Here is a 14,382-nt window from a genome sequence, read left to right on the forward strand (position 1 = left end):
ATTGCTGGAGTTTTGAGTATGAACTGGAAAAGAATGTTAATTGCGGCAATGACCCAAAAAAAGTATCAGGCTTTTATTGAGGATACTTTGCATCCTGAACATGCTCGGAAACGATTATGGCTCCATGAAACGCTGCCTTTATTGCACCAATCATCTTATTGGCGACCTTTATTGCAGCACAAACAGAATGTTCATTTAGATGATTTTTCGATTACGGTTTATGAAGATTATCAAGAAGAGCTGTTAGCAGCACAACAAAGCCTTATTCAGCCTTTTAATGGAGAAAGATTAATATTTTGGTCAGAAACGTCAGGTACTTCTGGAGTAAGAAAGTTTTTTCCAATCACGGCTTCTTTTCAGAAACAATTTCAGCGCACAATGTCTCCTTATATCTATTCATTAACGCAACGATTTCCTGGTTTTTTTAAAGAAAAAATTCTCTATCTCGTTGCGGTAGATGCTCATAAGAATTCTGCAGCGGGTATTCCTTCAGGTTGGATTAGTAATTTTAATTATCGTCATTTACCAGGGTTTATTAAACGTTTCTATGCAATGCCTGATAAGGTATTTGATAACGCCGAGGTTTATGAGCAATGGTCGGCATTATATGCATTAGCTTATGATCTTAGTGCATTTTTTGCAGTTACACCTATGGTGATCGATGCGCTTTTTGAGCGTTGTGTTAATAATTTTAAGCAATTTTTACCTTATCTGTTTGGTGAAAAAGCAGTTCCTGATTTTCTACCACCCGTTCGTATCAGTAATAAACGAAGAGAGTATTTGCGTCAGCTCGCACAAGGCTCTCCAAGTACTTTTAAGGAGTTTTGGCCTTCAATAAATTTTGCGGGATGTTGGGCTTCCGGGCTTTGTGAGTATCCTGCTCAGCAATTACAACAACGGTTAGGAGCTGGGGTGCGCTTGGTTGATGGGACTTTTTCAGCTACTGAAGGATGGCTTACTGTTCCTATAGATAATCAACTTGGCGGAATCTTGCATCCTGGTGCGCATATTGCTGAGTTTATTGAAGAAGGTAAAGAGATTAACCCGAGCAATCTTTTACAATCCTGGGAGTTAGAGCAAGGAAAAAATTATGAGGTTTTTTTAACTACGGCTATGGGATTTGTTCGCTATCAATTAAAAGATGTATTGAAATGCACGGGTTTCTTAAATAGAGCACCTAGACTTGAATTTTGCTATAAAACGCAGATGCTCAAATTGGAAAGTTGTTCCATTACTGGACAAGAATTTCTGAAAGTACTCGACGATGTCTCTTTTGAAATGGCTCCTCATTGGTATTTTGCGCGTAATATTTTAGGAAACAGGGTCGTTTTAGTGACGGATGATACGGTTGAAATACCCGACTCTCTATTGATTAAATTGCATGAAGGATTAATGCAGGTTAATGAGCCTTATGCACATAGTGTTGCCGTAAAAGAAGTTGTTCCGATGGTCAGGTTGAAATTGCCCCTTAAGCAATTATTAGCAGATAACCATGCGCAAACAAAACCTAGATTAATTTCGCAGCAAGTTATTCGAGAAGTATAATTTGAGAAGTAAGCGATTTAATTTTGAGATAAAAAGAAATTTTACCAATCCTATTTAAAGGTAGATATTATGGTTGAGAAAAAAACTAAAAAAGCTCCTCGCAAAACAGAATTAACGTTATCTCTTTTAATTGTGAGCGATATCATTTCTATTTTATTGAGTTTGATGCCTGGTGTTGCTGCATTTAGCTTAACTGGAATATTTATTTATCATGGTTATGCACATACATGGTTGGTATTGCCTTTGGCACCATTTATTTTTTTTGCTTCGTTTATTATGATTATCGCAGCGATTAGGTTATGTTTACCTACTCTGAAACCTGGACGATATAAGCGTGAGCTTAGTAAAATGATGCTTGCTTGGTTTTGCCATTTTGCCCTTTCTCGTTCTGCTAAAATTTGGGGGCTCAATCCTTTATTCCAGTCATTGCATTGTATTAAATTTTTTTATTGGAGAGCCCTGGGGGCAAAGGTTTCTTTTCAAATTATGAATTCGTTTGATATCGATTTTGTCGATTGTCCATTGATTAGCATTGGGAAAAATGTCACTTTGGCAAGTCAGGTGTCCATCAGTTGTCATTCCGATATTGGTGGTTTACTTCTTTTATCTCCTGTTGTCATTGAGGATGATGCGTTTATTGGCGTATCTACTGTTGTAGGACCAGGTACAACCATTAAAAAAAATGCATGGGTTGGGTATGGAAATGTATTAATAAATCAACTTATTGAAGAAAATACTCGCATTGACAGTGTAAACCGTAAAGCAAGTGATCTTGATAATTGATGCATTTAATATTGTATAAAATTCATCTTAATGACATAATTTTTCCCATGTAAGGGATATATCCAGTCAACTAGAGAGTTGAGTTAATATGCTAAGTAAAAGGGAACGTTTTCAGCAATGGCGTGGTATTAAATCGGATGATGAACTCCAGATTCTAGAAGTCGCGCTCCTTATCAGTGAGTATGTGAATTCTGTAGATAGGCTAGAAATAATAAAGGCTGATGCTGAATCGAAGTTTAGCGATTTTAATCAGGATAATTCTCGCTCCTGGGCTACGGCAGTCTTTACCAAATTATTTATAGATGAAGCAATAGCACAATTACCAGAGACGGCAGCCCAAGAAAGAGCATTACTTATTCATTTGAGTACTATATTGACTCAATTGTATGAGAATTGGAAAAAAGATACGGCACAAAATGTTACCCTATTAATTGATACAATTGAAAAATTAATTGCTATAAACACCATCCCTTTTACGGATAAAAAACACTATAAGACTTTTCTGTTTTCTTCTTATATGTTGTTTAATATTATACGACTGTCACTAAATGAACTTAATTGGTCGATGCAAATGATGGCATCTCTTATCATTGATATTGAACAAATGAAGCTCAAAATTACCTATTTTTTAGAAAAGATTGAAGAAAAAGAGCATCAATTAGGACAAATAGAGAATCGAGAAGCAGGAACAGATAAGACTGAAAATGATCCATTAAACTCGATTAAGATACTTTTAAATAAGCGTTATTTTAAAGTGTTGAGCCAGACGCCTTTGCTGCGTGAGCGCACACAAACAGCTTTTCTTTATCCCATAGAAATAAAGCCGAAAAAAAAAGACATTCTAGCAAGTCTCACTGAGTTTGAAGCAGATATAGACAGGGTTTCTTCAGGTATTGAACGCTTAATTGAGCTGAGAAATAAAAAGGCTGAAATTGAAGTAAAGATAGAAAATATTAACAAGTTAATTGCAGCAGCACAAGATAATGAGCGAAAAATTACTGGAAGAAAGTATTTTCTTGATTTTATAACGAGTCATTCGCAATTATATCAAACTCTTTTAGAAAATACTGAGGGAGTTGTAAAATTACAGTTACTTGAAAAGAAAGATCAACTGGAGAAGGCTATTGAGTCACCTGATTTGTCTTCTGGAGTCGTCAATGGGCTTTCTTGGGTAGCTTCTCCGCTTACTATTGCTTATCGAACGGCTACGCCACAAATGATTCAAGAGGCATTTTCATCTACTTTACCTGCGACTTTAGATAGCGATTGTAAAATCAAATTAAAAGAGCTTGCACAAATTTGTATGTCTGATTTGAAAAAGCAATTAGAAAAAAAAGAAAATCAAATTATTGCGATAAATAATCGATTTTTTAATCAGGATGAAAAGATTAAACAATTAATTACTCATGAAAGTTCCGAACAGCTCGCAGTGTTACAAAAAGCAAATGATGCATTAAAAGAAGCGGTACAAGCCAACACTAAATTAGTGGTTCATATAAAAGAAAATTTACATTTTCTTAATGATCTTAAGAGTATGAGAGAAACATTAAATGAGTTCATTCGTTTGCATGACACTATTTTAGTTAAGATTTGTAATTTTTTGTCCCAATTTTTTTCTTTTTTTAAAACAGAAAAGGTGCAAATGATTGATGAGGCATCTACTTTGAAAAAGCAAGTCAATAAGCTTGCTGCAGAGTATCAAAACTCAATTGATCAACAAATGCTCCAAATGGAGCAAAATCCTTTTTTCGATGAGAAGATTAAAAATCATATAAAAAGACGTCTTAAAGCCGAAGATCGAGACATGAACTTGGAAAAGAAAAATTGTATTGCTCCTGATAGACAAAATGTGCGTTTACTGATGGACAATTTGTCAGATTTATTTGCTAAAAATATTCCTCCTGCTCAGGAACATTTAGAAGAAGCACCAATTACAAAAGAATCAATTTTAGTATTTTCTTAAAGAGGCCAAAATTTCAATCATCAAATCTGATTTTCCCATGAATTTTTTAACTTATGACGAAGAGACAGGCTAAAAAACCAAGCCTCATGCTGCATGAGTTACTATATATATGTTTAAAAATATTCGATTTAGAGGGATTTGTGATGTATATTTAATCATTATAGATTAAATTTTAACAAAAATGCTATCACCTTCAGACGCTAGGGCTCATATAGATACCCATTCATCATTTAGGGCGTTATTAAGTTCGTTGATAAATGATGACTCCGTTTCTAGTATCTTAATTGGCGAAATTCATAATATTAGTCCTACAATAGACGCTATTTTATCCAATTTAGACCTTCTCACCAACTCGTCACGTCGTATCATTATTATCAGTGAGAGTTTAAATCAATCAGAAAACACAGCCTTAAAAAACGCATTAAAAAATGCGATTAAAGGAGATGTTAATCCACTAAAAAAAGCATCCTTTTTAAAGGAAAATTCAATAGATACCTATGAGTTGATTTATGTGTCTTTTTCTATGGGATTGACCGTATTAGGTGCAGAAAATAAAAAATCAAATCCATTTAGTTCTTATAAAAGTAAAGAGATAACACAAAAAATTATACGAAAAATGGAAGCGTATCAAAAAAGCCCTGACCGCATTATTGTTACTAACGGGGAATTTTCCAAACTAATCAATAGTTTTTGTCGTAAAGATACTCTTCCTATCTTTATAGGAGGAGGCGCTCATATTGTGCCCTTGAGCTCCAAAGATAAGCTTTATGATCTTGGACTACAAGGTAGAATAAAAAATAGTGTATCAATCTATTTAAACGAAGATAGCTCACCATCAGTTACATCTTCTTTTTCTTATTCCGCTCCTGATAGAGAATTAACGGGTCAATACGATTATCTGGTTTTAACCAATAAAAAGGAACTTTATAAAAATAAATTTGATAGTATCGAAGATTTGAATGCTAAAATTGATTATTTAATTGAAATCCTGGATAAGCTGATTTGCAGCCATATTTTTTTCCAAAAAATTTAGTATTTACCTTGCAAGAAGAATTAGACCCCATTCTTCAGGCTTTTCAGGAAAGTGCGCAATGCGAATGTTCTTTTAAATCATTACCAACTGTTTTGGAAGATGTTTTGAAAGATAAAAAAAGACCTAAAGAAAAATCTTCATTTTTTAATAAATCCCATACTTCCGTATCTCATTACTCTCAAAATCAATTAGCCTATGCCATTCGCGCTGATTTGTCTGAATTGTTACATTCTATTTCCAAAACGACCTAAGCCGATAATTCCGTTTTATATGATTCATTAGGTTGAAAACATCATCCTTAGGATCATCAGCAAAAATAGTGCCTATTACTTTATTTTTTCAGAAACAGAAGTCCTCTTTCCATTTCTTTTATAATCATATCAAAATATTTGATATGACATATTAAAAAGATTGCTTAGTCTTAAAAATCATTTGTTGGTTAAATATAGAACCTTATAAATTAATAATAGAGCAATAAAGTGCTGCAAAAACTTGAAGTAAAATGGACGAAATATTTTGTAAATGATATCGAGTGTGAACGAGACGCCATTTATCAAACGATTCTAAATAGAGAGTTGTATGCTGGCCGGATTATTCTGAGTAAAAAATATCACTTTGAATCATATGAACAAAATAGAGTAGAGAGAACAGAATGGGGTTATCTAGAGTATAAAACAACAACATCGAATCACTCAGAGAATCTATCGGCTCAACTTTCTATGATTACAACGCACCTTTTAAATACAATGGAGCCTACAAGTGAAACGTATAAGGAACTGATTCATAAAATGATTCATGCGGTAGATATGTTTTTTGAAGCCGAGAATAATCATGCACAGTATTCACAACAATTTCGCCACGCATTGCGCGATTTCTTAAGTTTTTTGAACAAATATACAGTGCAAAGTGATGCGTCTTACAATGATTTTTTCAGTAAATTATCTATTGAATACGCCATTTTTTTATTCGATATGCTTGCTTTTGGCATATCGGAAGGCAACGATTCAAACCAACGTAGTTTACCTTCATTAGAGTTTGATTTTAGTGGGCTTAAAGTAAACTGGGATGAAAAGGTTGATAACGACCAGAAAGCTCAATTTTTAACTGAATATTTATCCATTCTATTGCAACAAACAGATGTATTTCTTTCGCTCTGGCAAAAAAGTGATGCATTTGATGACGTCGCTAAACACAAAATCAAAAATCTATTTGAAGAATTTAAGCAAGTAATTAGAGGTTTTCAAAATCAGAAAAAATGGCTTGATACTTCATTGCCCACGGTATTAAAGAATATGTATAGCTTTTTTAATCAATCGCAAGCCAAATCGGAGATTGATAAGCAAGATATACCTTCTTTTTCCAGAAATTGCACAATCAATTCTTCTTACTCCACTTTATAATCTTAGCTTGATTTGATGATAAACTTACGGAAACCTAGATGATTAAATATAATGGTTCGGGATGCAGCTTATGAAAACCATCAAACGGATTACCAATTTTATTAATGGGTAGTCTGTTTAACAAATAATTATTCTAATATCTATATTAACACTTATAAAAAAGAAGATTCATTTAATCATCCGGCCTGTTGAAAACCATGAAAAAACTTTACTCACTTGGTTAAGAATGATCTAATTAAACATTTTCAATGAGTTAGATTATTGTATACAAGGATCAATTGGTTACAACCAAGCTATTTCAGATTCAGATTTTGAGGATGTAATACCAGAAGAGTATTTTTTGAAAAAGTGAATCAACGGATCGATTTTTTCTTTGCTAATAAACTCACCGAAAAACTTTATCGCCTCAATAAAGAATGTCCCAGCATTTCACCTGAACTCCACTTACGAATAAAATTAATAGTTCATTTGTTTAATATGCATTCCAATCGATAATTAATAGAACAGATAAAATAGAACATTTGTTATCGATGGTTTTGTCGATTAGCAATTAGAGATGCACGCTCCATCACTCATTTCTTAGCCGAATTAAGAAACGATTAGGTTCGCAAATTTTAGAGTAATTCTTTTTGGCGGTCATTGTTCATCCTAAAGGAGCTAATCTTGAACTATTCCGTTTGGCTCATGAGTATGGCATCCAATATATTTTTTCTTAGCAGGGAGATTAAATATGATTTTTCTTAGTCATACATATAAAAATTGATAATTGTATGATGCCGATAATTATATCCCAAATATAATATATTGATTTACATGGACAAGATATTGATGGTGCAACAAAACAGATTATTGATTTTAATCTCCTGAATAAAAAAGTAATTCTCATTAGGGTCTGTTGACAATTCACCTGCCGCCTACGTGCCGCTTCTTGTCCGCGGCATCCAATCGATCTAAATCATTGGCAAATTTCTTGATACAGGTCACGCGATTGAGGGTTTAGTTTCTCTATTAAATTTATTTTCCATTGTCTTGGCCAATTTTTGAAACGTTTTTCACGTCGTGCTGCTTCAACGTATAATTCACATGCTTCATGATAGACCAGCATATGTACGTTATACTGAGCCAGACTCATCGTACTTCCTTGACTGTTGGACAAACACTGAGATAATACCGGAAGCTGCGCTACATAGGTAGCCATAAAAATGCGCATGCCATAGCAACAAGAGAAGCATCGTTTCGCTTTAATTTATCAACTCTTGTGGCGATTGCACGAACGTGTTTTATTCTGAAAAAAAAATTTTCAACTCGATGTCTGTATTTATAAATACCCCAATCCATATCTGCATTGCCAGTTTTAGAATTGCTCTTTCCTGGAATCACGGGAATGGATGATTTTTTTTCGAATGGTATCTCGAACCTCTTCGCTATCATAACCCTTATCTGCAATAGTATGTTCTGCAGCAGGTAACTTTTCGATAAATTCTGGTGCCACTTTGCAATCATGCACTTCGCCACCTGTTATTTCAAAATCAATAGGTAATCCGTGAGCATCAACGGCCATATGAATCTTCGTTGTATTTCCAGCAGCCGACTTACCAATGCCTTGTTCTTCCTTATTAGGCGCGCCAGCACCATGTTGATGAGCTTTGACAATACTGCCATCAATAAACTCCCATCCTAAATCGGGCTCTTGCACAAGCGTTTTAAAAATTTGAATTAACTTTTTTTGAGATGACCATCGATTAAATTGTTGATAAATTCAATTCCAGCATCCAAAATCTATCGGTAGGTCACGCCAAGGGCACCCAACCCGCATGCGATATAACATTGCCTCAACTATCCTACCAAGATTGGGCTTGTCATAAATTCTGTGCTGTAGCATGATCTCCCTCAGCTTTGACCAACGCCCGTCATTGAGCATAAGTCTAAGCATTGCAAACTCGTTTTATACTTGGTATCTGAGCCGTTATATTATGAGTGTGCTTTCATTAATCAATCAATTAGGTTGTTCAGCTTTTAATTTGACCATCTACTGGATGCCGCGGACAAGCCGCGGCACGTAGGCGGCAGGTGAATTGTCAACTGACCCTAATTATAAAATCACTTGATTTTTATGGCCGACATGTTTAAAGTTCAATCAACTTAACGTCATTAAGGAGGATTTAAATGTTAGGTTTTTTTAATCAAGAAAATAGATGGCGCGCCACGATGCAAGTTGCTAATGGTTTGGTTCTTGCACTAGCGGCTTATGAGATGATAAATAATCCAGAGACAATCTGGGAAAATGGTTTTGAAATTGCAATACATGCATTGAACATTATTACATTTCAAGGTAATGACAATGCATTAACAAGTATTGGAAATGCAGCACTTAACTTTTCAAGTCTAGGTGCAATTTATGGATGGGTTGCTTCGGGTGGTTCATCACGACCAGTGATGGTTAATGTGGCAGATGCGCTTTTACATGTGACCAATGCGGTAACTAGTGTTTGCTATAGAACAGACAACACAATAAAGCATGAAGATACAAAACAAGTTCCTTCTATGTAAAAAGTAGAATAAGGTGATGTTTCCTTGTTTTCATTCAGGCTGGGGAACACTGCTATTGACTGAGGGAGTCGTCCTCACACAAGCGAGGCCCATGTTGATGGGGCACATAGCTCCTGTAGAATTGGATTTCCGCTTTCGCGAAAATGACAAAACTCTTACGTAAGCAGTGCCTCTCAGCTAGAACGATAAGTTAAATAAGCGACTTTTTTTATCCAATAACTGATGTTCGCTCAGCTTAGCTGAAATGAATATTAATTTCTATGCAACATTTTTAAGGTGTTCACCAATCAATTGTAATGATATTTTTGAGCTATATTAAACATATGGGATTTGAATAACTATAAGAAGGACAAATCATGGGCTCAATCCTGCTATTCGTTTTAGCAGTAACAACAAATTATTTGCCGCAATCGCCTTTGAGGTTTCCTCAAACACAGTCAATGATTTATGATCTATTTGTTAATGAGGCTGCTCCATTTCCTGGCCCAATACAAATTAACGAGCAGTCTTTAAACGACATCAAATTGATGCTGAATCATGAGGCACCTAATTTAAATCCATTAGTGATTAATAAAGTACTGACAACTTTAAGATGTGCGGATCAATACAATGTAGATCATAATAATATTTTAACGATTATTGATTATTCTCTTCCTTCAAATGAAAAACGTTTATGGGTGTTTGATTTAACGGCAAGAAAACTATTGTTTCACACTTATGTATCGCATGGTATTAAATCCGGATCTTTAATGACCAATTATTTTTCTAACAAATATAATAGTAAAGCAAGTAGTATAGGTGTTTATCAAACCCAGCAGGCTTATTATGGTCGAGATGGCCTTTCATTACGTTTAGATGGTCTGGATAGGAGCTTTAATGATAATGCCTCTAATCGTGCTGTAGTGATGCATTCTGGTTGGTATGTAGAGGAACGCTTTATTAAAAAATATGGAAGACCCGGGCGCAGTTGGGGGTGCCCAGCACTTCCTATGGAAAACTCTCAAGCAATTATTAATACCATAAAAGATAAGTCTTTATTAGTCATTTATTATCCTAGTGACATGTGGTTTGCAAAATCAAAGTTTTTAAATTGTGATAAGACCTCCTTGCCTCAATATGAAAATAATCAAACGGTACAAATTCCCGCCGCTGCTCCTGATGATCATCGGGATGCTATTTTATTTGTGGGTAGTGGCTATAAAGGAAGCAAGCATGCAGAAAGCAAACCAGTGGCAGTTATTTCAGCAGATGATTATACGCAAATATTTCATAGAACAGCACCACTAACACGCATGCTACGTCGTCAAATAGATCATCAGGAGTACATTGCATTGAGCACCAATGAACTAAGCTATTTAGCAAAAAACGAGATGGAAAATCCAGGGCAAGATAATGAACTTAGTCACATTTATTTTGTTATCCCAGTTCTTAAAGTGGTTCGAGGTGGATATTACGAAACACAAATGCAAATTGTCAATTTAGGTAAAATAAAGGAAGTTAAAGTGAATGGTGACTCTGCTCGTGAAAATGGAGCTGCTACTAGTTACACTGTTTATTTTGAAGGAAAACCAGCAGTTAATTTAAATGCAAGTAATGAGTTTATTCGCTGGGTGGGATTATAAGTCATGCTATGATTTCAAGGCTCAAGTAGACAAGTTACTCAATTGGCTTGTTTGCGCTAGCTCCTTAATTTATGATTATATTTTTAACACTTTTTGCTAATAATTTTCGTTTTTTAGCTTCTACTTCTAATGTAAATAAAAACATGATTTACAGCTTGAGCACTGTCTCAAGAAGAGGTTATTGGTTTTTTTGAAAATCAAACTTTTGCGAAAGGCTCAGCAACTTTATCTAAATGGACTAATTTTACTGTTTTGCCCAATTTACCCCTCAAAAAAAATTATTGGAGGGGTTACAGGCACTTTTTATAAACTGGGCTCTCAAATCAGACCTTCAACTTTGGTTTCATAGTGAATCTCCTAATGCAGAAAACATGAAGAGCTCAGAAAAAGTTTAGGATAAATTTGCCTCCTCGTATGCTTCATACTGATAACGCATTGAACTTACATCAATTAAAAAATTATTTATACCAAAAGAAATGATGTGCAGAGGCGTAATCAAACGAGGCTGTGTTTGTTCAAACCCTCGATTTTGCGATACAAACAGCGCAACGATACCTAGATAAATGACATCCATCATTAGAGCAACTAATGGAAAAAAATTCTTTCAGTCCATCTCCTCTGAACTAAGTATGTGTAGGCTCAATGTAAGTTCATTTACATTGAGTCTTTATTAGAGGATTCTGTATCGGAATCTTTTAACTCAAGCCACATTGCATTCAAGATGGCGAAGCAGCAGGCTAAGCCTGTGCCTAAAATCCAGGAGAAATACCACATAATAAGCCTCCTAATAAGCAGTATCTTTGTTTTTAATAATGGTTTTCTCTGTTATTTTTCCACGTAATACCCGGTAAACCCAGGCTGTATAAAGTAATACTACGGGCAATAAAATAACAGTAGCCACTAACATAATAAATAAGGTTAATTGGCTTGATGAACTATCCCATACCAGCAAACTTTGTTCTGGATGAGACGAAGAGGGAAGTATGAATGGAAACATACTTATACCTACTGTAGCAATGATGCCAGCTACCGAAAAGCTGCTGCAAAGAAAAGCTGTTTTCCCATATTTTGACGTAATGAGCGTTAATAAGGTTGCAATAACGCCTATTCCAGGAACCAATAAGGTAATAGGGAACGCACGGTAGTTAGAAAACCAAGCATCAGCTTGTTGAATTACTGTTTTATAATGGGGATTTGATGGGCCATCATGAGCTAAGGTACCATTTAAGATATAACCGTCAATACCATAATGAAGCCAAAGGCCACCGGCAATAAAAAGCAAAAGAGTGAATAAAGCACTTATTTTTCCCGCATTAATGGCGCGTTGTTGTAAATGCCCTTCTGTTTTTAAATTCAGAAAAAAAGCGCCATGCATGGCTAACATCACAACTGACAATAGGCCACATAATAAAGCAAAAGGGTTAAGCAAACTAAAAAAACTACCTGTATAGAATGGTCGTAAATATTCATCAAAATAAAATGGAACACCTTGCAGGACATTTCCTATTGCAACCCCAAAAATAAGTGCAGGTACAATTCCCCCGATAAATAACGAATAATCCCAAAATAAACGCCATTGAGGATTTGCTAATTTGGAGCGATACTTAAATCCAACTGGGCGTAAGATTAATGCAAGTAACACCAGAAGCATGGCGAAATAAAAACCAGAAAAGGATAGTGCGTATAACGTTGGCCAGGCCGCAAAAATTGCCCCTCCGCCTAGAATAAACCAAACTTGATTTCCTTCCCAGGTAGGCGCAATACTATTAATCAACACGCGTCTTTCAGTGTCTGTTTTTGCAAGCCAAGGCAACCACATGGCTACCCCTAGATCAAAACCATCCATTATTGCAAAACCAATCAATAACACACCAAGCAGTACCCACCATATAATTCGCAATGTTTCATAATCCAAAGGCATCATGAGTCTCTCCTAGTGAGCCATATTATCAGGGCCAAGACGGATATACTTAACCATTAAATAGATTTCAACCACGGCAAGTATTGTATAAAAGAGGATAAATCCGGTAATTGAAGTAAGTACTTGAGCAGAGCTAAGACTGGAGGTTCCCATTGCAGTGGGTAAAATATCTTGCACTACCCAAGGTTGACGTCCATATTCTGCTACGACCCAACCCAGCTCTGCTGCTACCCAGGGTAGGGGTAACGCGAAGAATGCCGCACGCAAGTACCAGCGAGAGGTATGTAATTTGCGTTTCATCGATAAGTAAAAGCCAGTAGCAAAGAGTAAGATGAAGAAAAACCCGCAAGCGACCATAATACGAAATGAGAAAAATAAAGGAGTAATGCGTGGCTTTAGATCATGTGCCGCTTGATTGATTTGAGCGTCAGTTGCGTCAACAACTTTTTCTGTGTATTTTTTTAACAATAGGCCATAGCCTAAATATTTATTATGCGCTGTAAAATCAGCTTTTGCTTGTTCATCATTGGGATTTTTTTGTAATCTGGTTAATGCTTCATAGGCCTGTATTCCTTCTTTGATGCGTTCCTTTCCTTGCTCAATTAACTCTGAAATACCTTGTAGGGGCTGAGTGAATGTGCGTGTCGCAATTAAGCCTAATACATAAGGAATTTCAATAGCATAATCAGTTTGCATTGTTTCTTCATTGGGGATGCCGAAAACTGTAAGTGCTGCAGGGGCTTTTTCTGTATGCCACATTGCTTCTATAGCCGCGAATTTCATTTTTTGGTTTTCGTTATCGAGGTGGCCGCTTTCATCACCAAGTACTACTACAGCCAATGCAGAAGCGAGTCCAAAGCTTACAGCTACAGTCATTGATCGTTTCGCAAAATTAATGTTTCTGCCCCGTAACAAAAAATAAGCGCTTACAGATAAAACAAAAATAGATCCGGTAACATAGCCTGCACTAATGGTGTGGACAAATTTTGCTTGAGCTACTGGGTTAAACATAACAGCCACAAAATCAGTCACTTCCATACGCATGGTGTGAAAATTGAACTCAGCCCCAACAGGATTTTGCATCCATCCATTGGCAATTAAAATCCATAATGCTGAAAGATTAGTACCTAAAGCCAATAGCCACGTACAAAACATATGTTTCAATCGGCTTAATTTATCCCAGCCGAAGAAAAAAAGACCAACAAAAGTAGCTTCTAAAAAAAGGCCATCAGCCCTTCAATGGCTAAGGGAGCGCCAAACACATCACCCACATAATGAGAGTAATAAGCCCAGTTGGTACCAAACTGAAACTCCATAGTTAGGCCGGTTGCAACACCTAAAACGAAATTAATTCCAAAAAGAACACCCCAGTATTTGACCATCTGTCGCCAGATATCGCGCCCAGTCATGACATAAATGGTTTCCATAATTGCTAAAAGCAATGACAAGCCTAGAGTGAGTGGGACAAAAAGAAAATGATAAAGCGCTGTAAGGGCAAACTGTAAACGCGACAGATCGACTAGTTCACTACCAGGAATCATTGAGCACCTCGCATGTCATGTACT

12 protein-coding genes and 2 pseudogenes are annotated in these 14,382 nt (G+C 35.8%); 8 read left to right on the top strand and 6 right to left on the bottom strand.

Translation table 11 applies throughout. The features are described 5' to 3' along the window. Positions 1–18: 18 nt before the first annotated feature. The 6 genes from EL220_RS05385 (at position 19) to EL220_RS05405 (ending at position 6,724) form a co-directional block, all read left to right on the top strand. A complete protein-coding gene (locus tag EL220_RS05385) occupies positions 19–1,545 on the top strand; it encodes a GH3 family acyl-acid amido synthetase (RefSeq protein WP_027272132.1) in 1,527 nt (508 codons plus the stop codon). Positions 1,546–1,614: 69 nt separating this feature from the next. Then, a complete protein-coding gene (locus tag EL220_RS05390) occupies positions 1,615–2,328 on the top strand; it encodes a hypothetical protein (protein WP_027272133.1) in 714 nt (237 codons plus the stop codon). 88 nt (positions 2,329–2,416) lie between these two features. Continuing rightward, positions 2,417–4,291, top strand: a complete 1,875-nt coding sequence (locus EL220_RS05395; RefSeq protein ID WP_027272134.1) for a hypothetical protein — start codon at positions 2,417–2,419, stop codon at positions 4,289–4,291. Positions 4,292–4,541: 250 nt separating this feature from the next. Further along, positions 4,542–5,324 (top strand): hypothetical protein, encoded by a 783-nt coding sequence (locus EL220_RS05400; protein ID WP_232002637.1) that lies wholly within the window; start codon positions 4,542–4,544, stop codon positions 5,322–5,324. 8 nt (positions 5,325–5,332) lie between these two features. Next, positions 5,333–5,575 (top strand): hypothetical protein, encoded by a 243-nt coding sequence (locus EL220_RS18655; RefSeq protein WP_232002638.1) that lies wholly within the window; start codon positions 5,333–5,335, stop codon positions 5,573–5,575. A gap of 228 nt (positions 5,576–5,803) precedes the next feature. After that, positions 5,804–6,724: a hypothetical protein gene (locus tag EL220_RS05405; protein WP_051544780.1), complete on the top strand. Its 921-nt coding sequence runs from the start codon at positions 5,804–5,806 to the stop codon at positions 6,722–6,724. A 955-nt stretch (positions 6,725–7,679) separates the two neighbouring features. On the opposite strand, the gene EL220_RS05410 is transcribed toward EL220_RS05405, so the two are convergent. Next, positions 7,680–7,934 carry a GIY-YIG nuclease family protein gene (locus EL220_RS05410; RefSeq protein WP_232002639.1) on the bottom strand — a complete coding sequence of 85 codons (255 nt, stop codon included), beginning with the start codon at positions 7,932–7,934 and terminating at the stop codon, positions 7,680–7,682. Continuing rightward, positions 7,907–8,657, bottom strand: a pseudogene (locus EL220_RS05415) (IS5 family transposase). The gene EL220_RS05410 and the pseudogene EL220_RS05415 overlap by 28 nt, the downstream one beginning before the upstream one ends. Positions 8,658–8,890: 233 nt before the next feature. Here EL220_RS05415 and EL220_RS05420 point away from each other — a divergent pair. Together EL220_RS05420 and EL220_RS05425 are read left to right on the top strand one after the other, a co-directional pair. Continuing rightward, entirely contained in the window at positions 8,891–9,274 is a 384-nt protein-coding gene (locus EL220_RS05420) for a hypothetical protein (RefSeq protein WP_027271716.1), read from the top strand. 356 nt (positions 9,275–9,630) lie between these two features. Further along, positions 9,631–10,896 carry a murein L,D-transpeptidase catalytic domain family protein gene (locus EL220_RS05425; protein ID WP_027271717.1) on the top strand — a complete coding sequence of 422 codons (1,266 nt, stop codon included), beginning with the start codon at positions 9,631–9,633 and terminating at the stop codon, positions 10,894–10,896. Between the two features lie 391 nt (positions 10,897–11,287). Here the strand turns inward: EL220_RS05425 and EL220_RS05430 are convergent, their stop codons facing one another. The 4 genes and pseudogenes from EL220_RS05430 to EL220_RS05445 form a co-directional block, all read right to left on the bottom strand. Further along, entirely contained in the window at positions 11,288–11,473 is a 186-nt protein-coding gene (locus tag EL220_RS05430) for a hypothetical protein (RefSeq protein ID WP_027271718.1), read from the bottom strand. A 77-nt stretch (positions 11,474–11,550) separates the two neighbouring features. After that, complete coding sequence (gene cydX / locus EL220_RS05435) at positions 11,551–11,673, bottom strand: cytochrome bd-I oxidase subunit CydX (RefSeq protein ID WP_197718854.1); 123 nt, start codon at positions 11,671–11,673, stop codon at positions 11,551–11,553. A gap of 7 nt (positions 11,674–11,680) precedes the next feature. Continuing rightward, positions 11,681–12,817: a cytochrome d ubiquinol oxidase subunit II gene (cydB, locus tag EL220_RS05440; protein ID WP_027271720.1), complete on the bottom strand. Its 1,137-nt coding sequence runs from the start codon at positions 12,815–12,817 to the stop codon at positions 11,681–11,683. A 12-nt stretch (positions 12,818–12,829) separates the two neighbouring features. Further along, positions 12,830–14,358: pseudogene (locus EL220_RS05445) on the bottom strand (cytochrome ubiquinol oxidase subunit I). Positions 14,359–14,382 lie beyond the last annotated feature (24 nt).

The sequence above is a fragment of the Legionella sainthelensi genome, assembly GCF_900637685.1.
Classification (GTDB): Bacteria; Pseudomonadota; Gammaproteobacteria; order Legionellales; family Legionellaceae; genus Legionella; species Legionella sainthelensi.